Origin of the sequence: Blautia sp. MSK18_10, from assembly GCF_020553185.1 — a bacterium.
In the GTDB taxonomy this organism is placed as follows: Bacteria; Bacillota; Clostridia; order Lachnospirales; family Lachnospiraceae; genus Blautia_A; species Blautia_A wexlerae.
The window spans coordinates 16223-32041 of the sequence record NZ_JAJCGT010000025.1; the positions used below are offsets into that span (position 1 = coordinate 16223).

Consider the following 15819-nt stretch of genomic DNA (forward strand, 5'->3'; position numbering starts at 1 on the left):
AAAGGAGTGGTGCCCTATGAAAACAATCACGATCAGCAGACAGTATGGAAGCGGTGGAAGATATATTGCAGCTTTGCTTTCAGAAAAAATGGGAGTTCCCTGTTACGACAGTAAATTTTTGCCGAAGGAAGCAGAGAGGCATGGAATCAGTCAGGAAATCATCAATGAATTTAAAGGCAAGACCAGTCTTCTTTATGCAATCGGAGTAATGATGTCAGAAGAATCGCAGGATAAAAAACGCCTGACGATTCCGGAGAAGATGTTTCATGCGCAGAAAGAGACAGTGAAGCGCCTGGCACAGGAAGGTCCATGCATTTTTGTGGGAAGATGTGCAGACCAGATTCTGAAGGATGATAATCAGCTGCTTCGCGTGTATATTTATGCATCTGATATGGAAGACCGTATTAAACGGATTAAGAAAAATAAGCATATTTCTCAGGAGGAAGCACTTGACAGGATTGCATATAAAGACCGTCAGAGAAGAGATTATTATAACTTTTATACAGGACATGAATGGGGAAAAATGGAAAATTATGATATCTGCCTGAATACTTCGGTTTTATCAGAGGAAGAATGCGTGGAACTTCTGATGAAGCTGGCAGAATAGAAATATATTAAATATGACCACAAAGAGATGAGAAAGGACTGCCAGAGCAACATGGTAGTCCTTTCGTTACTGTTCACTGGTAATATTCCGCGAGGTGTTTTTTGCGAGTGAAAGTCACAGTAACATCCTTTCTGGTGAGTATCCGCTGATTACAGTGAGCGTTTCCTTTTGTGCAATAATATGAAGTAGGAAAAATGTGATTTTTTCATAAGAATGCGTCCGCAGGCAGAGATTTTAAAAATCTGAAAGTCTTAAAATTGTATGAAATCGGCAGAGGCTTAGTTGACAAGTTTTCGATACTCTGCAATAATAGGGAATTGAAAAAATGACATTGTTAAAAAGAAAAAAGATATTCCATATAGCAGGAGGGAATATATTATGAAGAAACGTTATTTAATACTGGCAGGTCTGTTGGTAATGACAGTGGCAGCTGCCGGATGTGGTAAGAAAAAGACAACAGAGACAGCACCTGTAGAGGTAACAGCTACCCCGACTCCTGAAGTAACCAAGGCAGTCGATATGGTGGATATGCAGCAGACAGCAGATGAAGACATAAAGAATGTAATGGGGGAGAAAACTTCCACAGCATCTAAGATTGTGTTTGTAAATAATACAGGGGATGACATCCAGTCACTCTATATCCGGACTCATGTGGATGAAGACAGTGAGGATTATGATGCAGACGAGGATGGAGGATGGGGAGATGATCTCATCAATGGAATGTTTACCCTGACAGATAAGGACAAGGCACTATATTATATGCAGACTGCAAATACACAGACATCAGGTACACAGACATCAGGTACACAGACATCAGATACACAGACATCAGGTACACAGACATCAGATACACAGACATCAGATACGCAGACAACATCCAACAAGAGTACAGCTTCCTATGATATCCGTATTGCATATACTGATGAGGACACGAATGAATGCTTTTTCCGCGATATTCCGCTTGGAACAATTTCGCAGATTACGTTATGTATGGATGGCACAGATGATGATGCGATCCCATATGCAAAATATCTGACAGGTACATCAACAAAAGAAGTATCCACGCTTGATGCGGTAAAGGAACGTCTTGGAATTACAGATGACAGTGAGTCTGAATCAGATTCCACAGACGACAGTGATAAGAATTCTGCAGATGATTCTGATTCCACAGATAGTAACAACAGTTCTGATCAGAATAATAACAGTGGCAATGGAACCGGGGATAGTTCAGATGATCCGGGCAATGGGGGAAACTCAGACGATCCGGGTACTAATGATGATCCGGGCAGTAACGATGATCCGGGAAATGGCGGCGATATGATTTCCACAGCAGAACAGTATATCGGTCAGTCTCTGGATGCACTGGAAGGCGCATGCGGTTCTCCACAGGGCAGCAGCTATGAGGATGATCCTGAGACAGGTAAAACAGGATTCCATTATTACAGCAATTTCACAGTTTCTACAACAGTTGATGAAAATGGTAATGAAATTGTTGCCGGAATATGGTAGAATAGAACTACGAATGTAACAGAGGAGGTATTCCGATCCTCTGTTACCTGCGATAAAATTAATTTCAGGAGACAGTTACTATGAAACGTGTATTATTAAAATTAAGCGGTGAAGCCCTTGCCGGTGAGAAGAAGACCGGATTTGACGAGGCGACTGTTATTGAAGTTGCAAAGCAGATCAGGACAATTGCTGAGGAAGGACTGGAAATCGGCATCGTGATCGGCGGAGGTAATTTCTGGAGAGGACGCACCAGTGAGACTATCGACAGGAATAAGGCTGATCAGATTGGTATGCTTGCAACAGTTATGAACTGTATTTATGTATCTGATATCTGCAGATACCTTGGATTAAAGACAGAAATCTTTACACCATTTGTATGCGGTGCATTTACAAGCCTTTACTCTAAGGATGCAGTGGAAGCAAGCTTTGCACAGGGCAAGATCGTATTCTTTGCAGGCGGTACAGGACATCCTTACTTCTCCACAGATACAGCCACTGTACTTCGCGCAGTAGAAATCGAAGCAGAAGCAATCCTTCTTGCAAAAGCTGTTGACGGAATTTATGACAGTGATCCGAAGACAAACCCGAATGCAGTAAAATATGATGAAATTTCCATTGAAGAAGTAGTTGCAAAGAAACTGGCAGCTATGGATCTGACAGCATCGATCATGTGTATGGAACAGAAGATGCCGATGCTGGTATTTGCACTGGATGAAAAAGACAGCATCATCAATGCAGTACATGGCAAATTTGTCGGAACTAAGGTTACTGTATAAGTAAGGCTTATAAGTCAGTTTACAGAGAAAGTGTAATATAAAAACTATAAAAAGAGGGAGACGAACCTAATGGATGAGAGAATTCAGAAATATGAAGAGAAGATGAAAAAGACATTGGCAAGCCTTGAGAGCGAACTGGTTACAATTCGTGCAGGACGTGCGAACCCGCATATCCTTGACAAACTCGCCGTAGATTATTACGGAGCTCCGACACCTCTTCAGCAGGTGGCAAATATCACTGTCCCGGAAGCTCGTATGATCCAGATCCAGCCATGGGAAAGCAGCCTGATCAAAGGAATTGAGAAAGCAATCCTTACCTCTGACCTTGGATTAAATCCAAGCAACGATGGTAAAGTAATCCGCCTTGTATTCCCGGAACTTACAGAGGAACGCCGTAAGGAACTGGTTAAAGATGTCAAGAAAAAAGGCGAAGCAGCCAAAGTAGCAGTCCGCAACATTCGTCGTGATGCAAATGATGCATTTAAGAAACTTGCAAAACAGGATGTATCTGAGGATGAGATTAAAGAACTTGAGGAGAAAATCCAGAAGAGCACAGATAAATATATCAAAGAAGTTGATGCGGCAGTGGATGCAAAGAGCAAAGAAATCATGACCGTATAAGGGAAACGAAAAGGAGAGCTCCATGAATGCGGGCTCTCTTTTTATCTGAATGAGATAATGGACCGGAAACTGCGGTTCATTATGATGAGACAGTAAGGTTAAAGGAATAACAGGATAAGAAAAGGAAACAAGAGTATGAATGTACCAAATCATATTGCCATTATTCTGGATGGTAATGGACGCTGGGCGAAGGCAAAGGGAATGCCCAGAAGCTACGGACATGTGAAGGGCTGTGCAAATCTGGAAACAGTCTGTGACTATATGAAGGAGCTGGGAGTTAAATATGTGACTGTATATGCTTTTTCCACAGAGAACTGGAAACGTTCCAAAGATGAGGTGGACGGTCTGATGAAACTGTTCCGAAGTTATCTGAAAAAATGTATTAAACTGGCAGATAAGAACAAAATGCGTGTCCGGGTGATCGGAGAGGTTTCGGCATTTGATCAGGATATTCAGGAAAGTATTGCACGTCTGGAACAATATTCTCAGAAATATGATGAAATCTATTTCCAGATTGCATTAAACTACGGCAGCAGAGATGAGATCATAAGAGGTATCCGCAAACTTGCTCAGGATGCTGCAGATGGAAAAGTAAAGCCGGAAGAAATTGATGAGCATGTTTTTGACAATTACCTGGATACGGCAGGAATCCCTGATCCGGATCTGATGATCCGCACAAGCGGTGAATTGAGACTTTCCAATTTTCTGTTATGGCAGATGGCTTATACAGAATTTTATTTCACAGATGTGGCATGGCCGGATTTTAATAAAGCAGAGTTGATTAAGGCTATTGAGAAATATAATCAGAGAGACAGAAGATACGGCGGAGTTAAGGAGGAGTAAAGAATGTTTAAGACAAGACTCTTAAGCGGAATCCTGCTTGTGATTATTGCGCTTGCTACTATCATCAGCGGTGATTATGTGCTGTTTTTCACACTTCTTGCGGTTTCTCTCATTGGAATGAGAGAATTGTACAGAGCAATGAAGGTGCAGGATGAGAAGATAAATCTGCTGGCAGCAGCAGGCTATTTAGGCGCAGTATTATATTATCTGGCAGTACTGCTTGATTTTGAGAGGTATGGAGTGCTGGCAATCATTTTCGGACTTGTGCTGCTCATGTTTGTATACGTGTTCACTTATCCAACCTATGAGGCAGGGCAGGTAATGCCTGCACTGTTTGGTATTGTGTATGTGGCAGTTATGCTGTCGTTTATTTATCTTACCAGAGAGCTTCCCGGTGGAAAGTTCCACGTATGGCTGATCTTTCTGTGCTCATGGGGATGTGATACCTGCGCATATTGTGTGGGAATGCTGATCGGTAAACATAAAATGGCACCTGTCCTCAGCCCTAAGAAATCTGTGGAGGGAGCTGTGGGTGGTGTGGCAGGAGCTGCACTTCTTGGTGTGATCTATGCAGCAGCCACTCAGGGACCGATGCTGGAATATGCTGTGATCTGTGCAATCGGAGCACTGATCTCCATGGTAGGCGATCTGGCTGCATCTGCGATCAAGAGAAATCAGGGGATTAAAGATTATGGAAAATTAATTCCGGGACATGGAGGAATCCTTGACAGATTTGACAGTGTGATCTTCACAGCACCGGTTATTTATTTCCTCTCTCTTGTGATGATTGAGATCTAGAGCGTGTCTGAAAAATCATTCCCACAAATTGTGACGCACATCTTGCAGAAAGCCTTTTTCAGACGCGCTCTAACGGAGCATATATTCTTCTGATATACATGTTTACAGTATTTTCTGATATGAGAACTGTCAGGTCAGAAGTAATTTTATAAAATTGTTGTATAAGTATTGAAATGAGGTACAATATGAAAAAAGTAGCAGTCTTAGGTTCTACAGGTTCGATCGGAACACAGACACTGGATGTGGTACGTGCAAATGATGACCTGGAAGTAGTTGGTCTTGCAGCAGGCAGCAATGTAGAAATGCTGGAGAAGCAGATACGTGAATTTCATCCCAGACTTGTTGCAGTCTGGAAAGAAGAGGCAGCCAGAGATCTGGCAGTACGTGTGCAGGATCTGGATGTAAAAATCGTAAGCCAGATGGGTGGTCTTATCGAACTTGCCAGAATGGAAGAATCAGACATTCTGGTGACCGCTATCGTAGGAATGATAGGAATCAGACCAACTATGGAAGCAATCCTTGCAGGTAAGGATATTGCTCTGGCAAATAAGGAAACACTGGTAACAGCCGGACATCTGATCATGCCGTTGGCAAAGCAGTTCGGTGTGCAGATCCTGCCTGTAGACAGCGAGCACAGTGCTATTTTCCAGGCACTTCATGGAGAGAAAAGAGAGCAGATACATAAACTGCTCATCACTGCATCCGGCGGTCCTTTCCGCGGAAAGAAAACAGCAGATCTGGAGAAGGTGACTCTGGAGGATACGCTGAAGCATCCGAACTGGGTAATGGGACAGAAGATTACAGTGGATTCTGCAACTTTGGTAAATAAAGGTCTGGAAGTTATGGAAGCCAGATGGCTTTTTGATGTAGATCTGGATCATATTCAGGTTGTGGTTCAGCCGCAGAGTATTATCCACTCTATGGTGGAATTCGAGGACGGTGCAGTGATGGCACAGCTTGGAACACCGGATATGAGACTTCCGATACAGTATGCATTATGCTACCCAGACAGAAGATTTTTAAAAGGCGACAGACTGGATTTTCATATGTTGAAGCAAATCACCTTTGAGGAGCCGGACAGGAAAACTTTTAAAGGTCTTCCAATGGCGGTGGAAGCGGCAAGGGCAGGCGGCAGTATGCCAACCGTTTTTAATGCTGCAAATGAGCTGGCAGTCCGCAAATTCCTTCAGAAAAAAATCAGCTTTCTGGATATTTACGAGATTATCGGGCAGTCTATGAGCAGACATACAGCAGTAAAGGATCCGGACCTGGATCAGATTCTGGAGATTGAGAAAGAAACTTATCGTTGGATTGAAAGTAGGTGGTAGATTGAAAATTATTATTGCAATTGTCATATTCAGTGCAATCATTCTCTTTCATGAGCTGGGACATTTTCTTTTTGCAAAGCTGAATAAGATCGTGGTCACAGAATTCTCTTTGGGAATGGGACCAAGACTTTACAGTTTTGAGAAAGGAGATACCAGATATTCACTGAAACTTCTTCCTATCGGTGGCTCCTGTGCCATGCTGGGGGAGGATACGGACATAGAGAATGAACCGGGAACTTTTAACAGTGCGTCTGTGTGGGGCAGGATTTCTGTAGTTGCCGCAGGACCGGTATTTAACTTTATCATGGCATTTGTATTGTCTGTGATCATTGTAGGTGCTGTAGGATATGAACCATCCAGAGTTCTTTCCGTAAAGGAAGGTTCTGCGGCTGAGGCGGCAGGACTGAAAGAGGGAGATATTATTACCGGTTATCAGGGATATCACATTGATCTGGGAAAAGATCTCTATGTATATTCCTATCTGAACCAGCTGAAAGAGGGAGATACCATTAACCTGACTGTTAAGCGTGATGGAAAGAAGATGGACATTTCCTATAAGTCGGATACAAATGTGAGATACCTTCTAGGCTGCAATTTCAACGGGGATGATACTTCTGCCATGACAGTGGAATCTGTAATGGATGGAATGCCGTTGCAGGAAGCAGGGATTCAGCAGGGAGATGTGATCACATCCATTAATGGAGTGAAGATTACAAATGCAGCAGATTACCAGAAATATATTCAGGAGAATCCGCTGACAGAAAAGTCTGTAAAGATTACCTATTCCAGGGACGGACAGGAATATGATATTACGGTTACACCAAAAGAATACCGTACGGCAGAATCAGGATTTACCTACAATATGTATTCTGAAAAAGCAAAAGGGCTGAATGTAGTCAAATATGGTGCCGTAGAAGTAAAATATATGGTACGTACAACGATTCTCAGCCTGAAAGAGCTGGTCAGCGGAAAGCTTGGAATGAAAGATCTGAGTGGTCCGGTCGGAATTGTGGATGCAATCGGAACTACGTATGAGGAAAGCAAAAGCGAAGGAACCATGATCCTGTGGATGAATATGCTTAATCTGGCAGTTCTGCTCTCTGCAAACCTTGGAGTTATGAACCTCCTTCCGTTTCCGGCACTGGACGGTGGACGGCTGGTATTCCTTGTCATAGAGGCAATCCGCAGAAAACCGATTAACAGACAGGTGGAGGGCGGCATCCATTTCGCAGGGCTGATGCTGTTGATGGCGCTGATGGTATTTGTTATGTATAATGATATTGTTAAGCTGATCTGAGATAAATGGCAGAAAGGATATTTTTCATAAATAATTACCTCAGGCAGAGCATGAAAAAAGTGAATAATGTAAAAATGTTTGCAGAAAAGACAGATTTTTTCAAAAGAGAAATCTGTCTTTTTTTAGAACTGTTATAGTTGACAGATGTCGGGTTATTATTGTTCACACACTACTATCCTGCGAGGTGTTTTGGCATATTCATGCCAAAATCCCGAGACATGCAAGCCAAAATTCTATTGCCGCAGGCAATCTGGAATGAATTTTGGCTACGTTACTGTGAACGGAGTGAACAGTAATGTCGGATTCTTTCATAATCAAGGTAAAGAATTTTTGACATTGCGAAAAATTATAGTTTGTTATATACTGATTTTTTGGCAGTGTTGAGAATGTGACATCTGTCTGAGTTTGTCTGGAGGAGAGAAAAAAGTTATGCCTATTGGAATAATTATCAATGCATTATCCATAGTTATCGGCGGAATCCTGGGTGCTTTTGTGGGGCACAAATTAAGTCCAAAATTCAAAGAGGATATTACTCTTGTATTCGGGGTATGCTCTATGGGAATGGGAATCAGCACCATCGGTCTGATGGAAAATATGCCGGCGGTTATTTTTTCTGTTGTGATCGGTACGGGAATCGGACTTGCGATTCATCTTGGAGAAAGGATCAATGCCGGTGCCGGTGTTATGCAGCGTGTGATCGGCAAATTTATCAAGAATTCAAATTCAGAGCTTTCTGAGGATGAGTTTATGAATACACTGGTGACGATCATCGTATTATTCTGTGCAAGCGGAACAGGAATCTATGGCTCTATCGTATCCGGAATGAGCGGGGATCATTCAGTGCTGATCTCCAAATCTATTCTGGATTTATTTACAGCAGCTATTTTTGCCTGCAGCCTGGGAATGGTAGTGTGTATGATCGCCATTCCGCAGGTGATTATTTTCCTAATCCTGTTCTTTGCAGCAACGGCGATTTTTCCGCTGACTACGCCGGGCATGATCAATGACTTTAAAGCCTGTGGCGGGTTTCTGATGCTTGCAACCGGTTTTCGTATGGTGAAGCTGAAGAACTTCCCAACTGCGGACATGATACCGGCGATGGTGCTGATCATGCCTATGTCATGCTTCTGGGTGAATTATATATTGCCGTTAGTATCATAAGTTAAGCTGGCAGATTTTCATTTCTGAGTTCAGAAACGGAGATCTGCTTCTTTTTAGGTCAATTACAATCAAAATTATAGATGACTGTAATGGCGCTTATAAAAAACTAACCAATAGTTAATAGAAAATTTCTTCCTGATATTGTATTGTAAATATATAAAAAACTGAGCAAAGTATCAGGTGTACCAAAAGTATTTCCTGATATTTGTCTGAAACTATAACAGCGTATCAGGGAGGAGGAGATTTTTATGAGTATGAAAGAACGATTTGTAAGAAAAAGCAGAAGCTATCTGGCATTTTTTCTTCTGGCGGCATTTGCAGCACTTTTATTTTTCCCAAGGGTAGCATCGGCTGCTGCCAAGCCAACTGCCAAACAGCTTAAAGTAACCTACAGAGGATTCGAATATGACAATGATACAGCAAAGTTATATCTGAAGCTGAGTCTGAAAAATACTTCGAGTTACACGATTACAAAAGTGAAGATGGGATATGAGATACCTATTATGGAGGATGGAACCATAACCCAGACCTTCAGTGTAACGATCAATCCCGGAAAGACAGTGAATAAGACGGTTTATATTGGAAAAATGACTCAGCAGCCATATAAAGCGCCGAAGGTAAAATGCTTATCGTTCTGGTATAAGTCAGCGACACCTAAGCTAAACCAGCTCAAAGTCAGCTACAAGGGATATGAGTACAATCCGAACACAGGAGAGCTGTATATAACTGCCCGTATGCAGAACACTTCCAGTTATACGATTACAAAGGTAACGATGTATTTTGAGATACCACTGGATGAAACTGCAACACCGACCAAAACCTACAATGTAAATATTCCGGCCGGAAAGACAAAAAATTACAGGTTCAAAATTGGAATGATGACAGATGCTCCGGATGGAAAGGTACTGGTGAAATGTAAGAAATTCTGGTATAAGAAATAACAAATGAAATTGTGATATCAGACAGGCAGCCATTGTGAGATACTCTAAACAGTACCGCAATGGCTGCTGTTTTGTTATGCTTAGGAAATTACGTCGGAATTGTTATAATTAGGTATATTTTAGCATAAATAATTCCTGTCTGAAATAAAAATTGCTGTTATTATTTCTGGCTTAGTCGGGCTCGAAGTGGCAGTAACTCCTGCTTTACGTTACAAATGTTTCATGTTATCATTATCTAAAATCAGGGAAGCTGTTTTTCGGGGAATTTTTTAACCGAATGCGGATTGCGAATATCCGTTTGACTTGCAAAATCTGGTAATGAAGGAGGATGAAAAATATGCGGAACAGAAAGAAACTGCCAATTGGAATAGATAGTTTTGAAAAAATAATCCGGCATAATTTTTACTATGTGGATAAAACAGAAATGATAACAGAACTTCTTCATAACTGGGGAGAAGTGAATCTGTTTACACGTCCTCGCCGTTTTGGAAAATCTCTGAATATGAATATGCTGCAGTCATTTCTGGAAATCGGATGTGATAAATCGCTGTTTAATGGACTGAAGGTATCCCGTGAAAAAGAACTGTGTGAAGAATATATGGGAAAGTTTCCGGTAATTTCGCTTACATTGAAGAATGTGGAGGGATTAAATTTTGAGTCAGCCCGGAAATCGCTGAAGAATACTCTGGGAATGGAGGCGTGGAGACTTAGTGCTCTGGCAGAGAGCAGCCGCCTTACAGAGGAAGAAAAAAACTCTTATAAAGCATTGACTGTCGTTGATGATCATGGCGATTTCAAAATGTCTGATGCCACAATGGAGAAGGCGCTGCTTATATTAACTGTATTACTGGAGAAACATTATGGAAAAAAAGCGGTTCTTTTGATTGATGAGTATGATGTGCCATTAGATAAAGCGTTCCAGTATGGATATTATGACGAGATGGTATCTTTGATCAGAAACATGTTTGGAAATGTTTTGAAGACAAATTCGAGCCTGTTTTTTGCAGTACTTACGGGATGCCTGAGAATTGCGAAGGAAAGCATTTTTACAGGATTAAACAATTTTAATGTTTTTTCGATTACGAGTGTACAGTTTGATGAGTTCTTTGGATTTACAGATGATGAGGTCGCAGAAATGCTGAAATATTTTGGGCTTTCTGACTACCATGAAACAATCAGGGAATGGTATGATGGTTATCAGTTTGGAAAGAAAGCAGTGTATTGTCCCTGGGACGTGATCAGTTATTGCAGAAATTTATGTGCAGATCCTGATGCGATACCAGAAGATTTCTGGTCTAATACCAGCAGCAACAGCATTGTGAGTCGTTTTATAGATAAAGCGAATAAACAGACGAGAGATGAAATCGAAAACCTGATTTCGGGAGAAACGGTTATAAAAGAAATAAAACAGGAACTGACATATAATGAACTGGATAAATCCATTGAGAATCTTTGGAGTATACTTTTTACAACAGGGTATTTAACACAACGTGAAAGAATAGACAGCAGAAAGTTACGTCTGGCAATTCCTAACAGAGAAATTAAAGAATTGTTTGAACTTCAGATCAGGGAATGGTTTCAGGAAAAGTCATCTGAGGATGTAAAGAAGCTTGATAAATTATGCATGGCTTTTCCAGATGGAGATGCAGAAACGATAGAAGATTTGTTTAACGACTATTTATGGAATACAATCAGTATTCGGGATACGGCAGTTAAGGGAAGAAAAGAAAATTTTTATCATGGAGTTTTGCTGGGGCTGCTAAGTCATATGGAGAACTGGGCTGTCTGGTCGAATATAGAATCTGGTGAAGGTTATTGTGATATTTTACTGGAAGTTCCGGAGAATCGTGTCGGAGTGGTGATCGAGATGAAATATGCTCAGGAAGACAGAATGGAGGCAGCTTGTACAGAAGCTCTGAAACAGATTGAACAACGTCAGTATGCTGCAAGGTTAAAGAGTGACGGGATGAAGAATATTGTAAATTATGGCATTGCCTGTTATCGGAAACATTGTAAAGTTAAGATTGGGAAAGAAAATTCTTAATCTAAGAAGATATCTTAATAAGAAAACAGCTCTGCTGTTCTGAAATTACAGCTCCTCTCAGTGATTATTATTTGTGATACTGAGGGGAGCTTTTTATATCATAGAAGATTATTCTGCAATGTTTCTGTGATGTAACAGTCTTTTGGACAGGATTCTTTCGTACGTATTCCTTGTTGGAATAATCCATGTGAAAAGAAGAATTGCGAAGGAAATAGGAAACGAACGGGTATAATTTGTGCAAATTGTTGGAAAATTTTTTAAACATACTTTAATATGAACGGAAAAGTCAGGAAAGGAAGAAAAATGAGAAAGAGACTTATCATCGGTATGAGTGGGGCTTCTGGAGCGCCCCTTACAATAGAATTGCTGAAACAACTGTAGCAGTATAAAGAAATAATAGAGACACATCTGATCGTGACAAAAGGTGCGGAAATGACGCTGGAACAGGAGACAGATTATACATTGGAACAGCTATATGCTCTTGCGGACGAGGTATATGATAACTATAACATCGGTGCAGGTCCGGCGAGTGGAAGCTACCGTACGATGGGAATGATCGTGATTCCATGCAGTATGAAAACTCTGGCGGGAATCGTAAGCGGGTACAGTGATAATCTCGTTTTACGGGCAGCAGATATAACCTTGAAAGAACGCCGGAAGAAGATATCATTACCAGAAAATGGGCTGAGCAGATATGGGAACTTGTCAAACAACCGGTGTCTGTGTTGGCAGGAGTATATTATGATAATCTGGAAAAGGAACAGTTGATGGAAGTAATCCGGATATTAGATCAACTGCTCGAAAACTTAGAACAAGAACTGCAATTACGGAAGACAAAATATAGTCAAAACGTATAAGAGAAACATAGAAATACAATGGTGCTATAATTTTTTCAGATAACGAAATCAGGAGTTTATGTCGGACTGGAAAAAGCCTGTGAAAAAGCAATGAACCAGATTCGGGAGCTGCGTTATGATGAACGGCTTCGTAATGAGGACAGAAATGATATTCTGGCATATGGAATTGCTTTTTGTAAGAAGAAATGCAAGGTAGTTGTCGAAAATTTATAAGGAATGAGGTAATCTTAAAAAGATGATATCTGAAAAGGGAAAGGGATAGGTGATATATTCTTGCGCATCAGTTCTTTGCAGGCTGATGCGCATATTTTGTCTGCTTTGCTACAACCCTAACGCAACTCAGCAATCCTGCTGACTGCCACATAGATCTCCTGGATTTTATACCAGGTTGGATAATCTACGATCCCTGTCTGGTCCAGACCGAAAATGCTCTGGAAAATCCTGACGGAATTTTGGGTCTCAGGTCCGTAAATTCCATCTGCGGTAACAACAGGGACAGCAGGATAAGCTTCTGCGATTGTGTTTAACTGTTCCTGAATCTGTCTTACCTTATTTCCGGATGCACCGATATCCAGATCATATCCCGGCCAGGAGGAGGGAATCCCGGAGATTGCTTCCGCCACATTGATATACATATCATTTCCGTAAAAAGTCCGTAGGATTTCAATGGCAGAGTATCCCTGATCGCCCAGTGCCTTGCTTCCCCATTGTGTCATCCAGCCTCTGTTTCGGCATTGTACCTGTTTGCCGTCACAGTACTGGGTAAGGATTGGCTGACGTACATTTGGTCTGGAAAGATAATTCTCAAACAGTTCATCTACAATGCGGTCAATGCTGGCAAAGATATTCCTGCCATAGATCCATTTGTGATCATAGGCAGTGGAGGAAGTGATCGTAAAGTCATAACCTTTGTTCCGGTACCATTCCGTATAAACCCTGTTCAGAGTAAAAGACATGATAGCCAGAATGTTTGCCCGGATGGTGTCGTCGGGCCAGGTGGCATAGATTTCGCTGCTGGCTACATTTTTGATGTAATCTTTGTAGCGTACATAATAATTGCCTGCAGCGGAATCGTTGACAGGCCCATCGTGTACTACTATATATTCAGGGACAACGACCTTGCTTAATACGATTTCGCCGTTTTCGTTTATTGGTTTTATCTCGGCTTCTTCGATTTTGGGAGGATATTCATAGAACAATGTATGCGGAGGAATTACAATTCTCTGGAAAGTTTCGCCGGATTCCATGACATTCAGCGTTGTTGGCTGTCTGGATAAAGTATCTGCCAATACCTGGCTTCCTGCGATTTCTTTTGGTTCAAATCCTTCTGCTTCGATCTGAATGGTATATTCTGAGTAGGGCTGTTGTTCAACCGGTTCCATACTGTATTCCAGAGGTGGAGCCTTAAGTTCGATAACAGGAGTGCGTCCGGAGGAATCTGTTGCCACTTCTTCAATGGTACTGTCGGGTGCTCCTGTGTAGGAGATTCTGACGCGTGCGTTTTCTATGGGACGATTGTTCAGCCGGTCTGATACGGTAACCTGATATTGTCCTGTATCTATATTTTCCTGCTGCATCTGCATATGATAAAAAGCCATACAAGCTCCTGTAGATAATGCTTTCCTGATAAATTATGCAGGGGACCGGAAAATGGTTACCTGAGAAAAGAATTATTGTAGAAAAAAGAATAAAAAAATAAGGCACCATGACTTCTCATAGTTCCTCATTCTTTAAATGCGGAAGATGGGACTTGAACCCACACGAGCGCAATGCTCACAAGATCCTTAGTCTTGCTCGTCTGCCAGTTCCGACACTTCCGCATATCGCATTTCTTTGGGATTCTTTTGCTCTCCCTCGCGACAAGTGATACTATATCAAATGTAAAAGCTAATGTCAACACCTTTTTGAAAAAAATATAAAAAAATTTCAATTTTTTTTTGAAAAAAAGAGGAATTTGAAATTTTATGTAGAATATAATTAATAAGAGGTATTTTGTCAGCTTGTGGAGGTATCGCTTATGAATATCAGAGAAAGCATGGAACAGCGTGAACAAAAGATGCTCAGTCCTTATGCTGCTTTGAGTCTTTGTTCCAGAGGCAGAGAGCGGCAGGAGGAAGAATGCGATGTACGGACTGTCTATCAGAGAGACAGGGACAGGATCCTTCATAGTAAAGCTTTTCGCAGGATGAAGGATAAGACACAGGTTTTTGTGGCGCCCCAGGGTGACCATTACAGGACCAGACTGACACATACTCTTGAGGTATCACAGATTGCCAGAACAATAGCGAAGGCACTGAGACTGAATGAAGATCTTGTAGAAGCGATCGCACTTGGACATGACCTGGGACATACTCCCTTTGGACATGCAGGTGAGAGGGCTCTTGATGCAGTGAATCCGGATGGCTTTGCCCACTATAAACAGAGCGTCAGGGTTGCACAGGTACTGGAGAAGAACGGCGAAGGGTTGAATCTCACATGGGAGGTCCGGGATGGTATCCTGAATCACAGAACCAGTGGGAATCCGTCTACTCTCGAAGGACAGGTAGTAAGACTTTCGGACAAGATCGCCTATATTCATCATGATATGGATGATGCACAGCGGGCGGGGATTATTTCTGAGGATGATATTCCAGTCACGCTTCGGATGCTGCTCGGCTATACAACCAGAGAGCGGCTCAATACATTTGTTCATGATGTGATAGAGAACAGTCTTGAGCAGGATACCATAAAGATGTCAGCAGAGATCTACGAGGCAATGATGGATCTGCGGGCTCTCATGTTTCAGAATGTATATGAGAATCCGGCAGCCCATAAGGAAGAGGAAAAGGTAGTGAAGATGCTGACGGAGTTATATGAATATTATGTCGAACACCCGGAAGCAATGTCAAAAGAATACAGGGAGCTGATCGTGCGTGGAGAGAAGAAGGAACAGGCAGTATGTGACTATCTCTCAGGAATGACAGACCAGTATTCTATAAGGAAATTCCGGGAGATTTACATACCAAAAGCATGGGAAGTCTATTAATCGATCAAGAAG

The 15819-nt window shown here is 41.7% G+C and carries 17 protein-coding genes and 1 tRNA gene; 16 read left to right on the forward strand and 2 right to left on the reverse strand.

Annotated elements, in window-relative coordinates:
- Positions 1 to 16: 16 nt before the first annotated feature.
- The 15 genes from LI074_RS11030 to LI074_RS11090 all read left to right on the forward strand — a co-directional run bounded on the left by LI074_RS11030 (position 17) and on the right by LI074_RS11090 (position 12995).
- Positions 17 to 607 carry a cytidylate kinase-like family protein gene (locus tag LI074_RS11030; RefSeq protein WP_008707663.1) on the forward strand — a complete coding sequence of 197 codons (591 nt, stop codon included), beginning with the start codon at positions 17 to 19 and terminating at the stop codon, positions 605 to 607.
- Positions 608 to 985: 378 nt separating this feature from the next.
- Positions 986 to 2116, forward strand: coding sequence for a hypothetical protein (locus tag LI074_RS11035; RefSeq protein ID WP_008707661.1), 1131 nt, complete (start codon positions 986 to 988; stop codon positions 2114 to 2116).
- An 80-nt stretch (positions 2117 to 2196) separates the two neighbouring features.
- On the forward strand, positions 2197 to 2892 hold the full coding sequence (gene pyrH / locus LI074_RS11040) for a UMP kinase (RefSeq protein WP_008707658.1): 696 nt from the start codon (positions 2197 to 2199) through the stop codon (positions 2890 to 2892).
- Between the two features lie 69 nt (positions 2893 to 2961).
- Positions 2962 to 3513, forward strand: coding sequence for a ribosome recycling factor (gene frr, locus LI074_RS11045; RefSeq protein WP_008707656.1), 552 nt, complete (start codon positions 2962 to 2964; stop codon positions 3511 to 3513).
- 114 nt (positions 3514 to 3627) lie between these two features.
- The gene (locus tag LI074_RS11050) at positions 3628 to 4356 is read left to right on the forward strand and encodes an isoprenyl transferase (protein ID WP_287638547.1); all 729 of its coding nucleotides are present in this window, start codon (positions 3628 to 3630) and stop codon (positions 4354 to 4356) included.
- Between the two features lie 3 nt (positions 4357 to 4359).
- Entirely contained in the window at positions 4360 to 5154 is a 795-nt protein-coding gene (locus tag LI074_RS11055) for a phosphatidate cytidylyltransferase (protein WP_008707654.1), read from the forward strand.
- A 17-nt stretch (positions 5155 to 5171) separates the two neighbouring features.
- Positions 5172 to 5306 (forward strand): DUF6783 domain-containing protein, encoded by a 135-nt coding sequence (locus tag LI074_RS18170; RefSeq protein WP_420314075.1) that lies wholly within the window; start codon positions 5172 to 5174, stop codon positions 5304 to 5306.
- Between the two features lie 33 nt (positions 5307 to 5339).
- Positions 5340 to 6482, forward strand: coding sequence for a 1-deoxy-D-xylulose-5-phosphate reductoisomerase (gene dxr / locus LI074_RS11060; protein WP_008707653.1), 1143 nt, complete (start codon positions 5340 to 5342; stop codon positions 6480 to 6482).
- Positions 6442 to 7779 carry an RIP metalloprotease RseP gene (gene rseP / locus LI074_RS11065; RefSeq protein ID WP_243260033.1) on the forward strand — a complete coding sequence of 446 codons (1338 nt, stop codon included), beginning with the start codon at positions 6442 to 6444 and terminating at the stop codon, positions 7777 to 7779. The genes dxr and rseP overlap by 41 nt, the downstream gene beginning before the upstream one ends.
- A gap of 429 nt (positions 7780 to 8208) precedes the next feature.
- Positions 8209 to 8940 carry a DUF554 domain-containing protein gene (locus LI074_RS11070; RefSeq protein ID WP_008707651.1) on the forward strand — a complete coding sequence of 244 codons (732 nt, stop codon included), beginning with the start codon at positions 8209 to 8211 and terminating at the stop codon, positions 8938 to 8940.
- Positions 8941 to 9188: 248 nt separating this feature from the next.
- Positions 9189 to 9881: a hypothetical protein gene (locus LI074_RS11075; RefSeq protein ID WP_055060131.1), complete on the forward strand. Its 693-nt coding sequence runs from the start codon at positions 9189 to 9191 to the stop codon at positions 9879 to 9881.
- A 337-nt stretch (positions 9882 to 10218) separates the two neighbouring features.
- A complete protein-coding gene (locus LI074_RS11080) occupies positions 10219 to 11925 on the forward strand; it encodes an AAA family ATPase (protein WP_022380716.1) in 1707 nt (568 codons plus the stop codon).
- Positions 11926 to 12321: 396 nt separating this feature from the next.
- Positions 12322 to 12693, forward strand: a complete 372-nt coding sequence (locus tag LI074_RS11085; protein ID WP_330598614.1) for a flavoprotein — start codon at positions 12322 to 12324, stop codon at positions 12691 to 12693.
- Positions 12642 to 12782 carry a hypothetical protein gene (locus LI074_RS18175; RefSeq protein ID WP_420314074.1) on the forward strand — a complete coding sequence of 47 codons (141 nt, stop codon included), beginning with the start codon at positions 12642 to 12644 and terminating at the stop codon, positions 12780 to 12782. Before LI074_RS11085 ends, LI074_RS18175 begins: the two co-directional genes overlap by 52 nt.
- Positions 12783 to 12872: 90 nt before the next feature.
- On the forward strand, positions 12873 to 12995 hold the full coding sequence (locus LI074_RS11090; protein WP_242857138.1) for a PD-(D/E)XK nuclease domain-containing protein: 123 nt from the start codon (positions 12873 to 12875) through the stop codon (positions 12993 to 12995).
- Positions 12996 to 13111: 116 nt separating this feature from the next.
- On the opposite strand, the gene LI074_RS11095 is transcribed toward LI074_RS11090, so the two are convergent.
- Entirely contained in the window at positions 13112 to 14380 is a 1269-nt protein-coding gene (locus LI074_RS11095; RefSeq protein ID WP_173698190.1) for a peptidoglycan-binding protein, read from the reverse strand.
- Between the two features lie 137 nt (positions 14381 to 14517).
- Positions 14518 to 14602, reverse strand: a tRNA-Leu gene (locus LI074_RS11100).
- Positions 14603 to 14799: 197 nt separating this feature from the next.
- Between LI074_RS11100 and LI074_RS11105 the strand changes: the two genes are divergently transcribed.
- Positions 14800 to 15807, forward strand: a complete 1008-nt coding sequence (locus LI074_RS11105) for a deoxyguanosinetriphosphate triphosphohydrolase (RefSeq protein WP_118338782.1) — start codon at positions 14800 to 14802, stop codon at positions 15805 to 15807.
- The last annotated feature ends 12 nt before the right edge of the window (positions 15808 to 15819 follow it).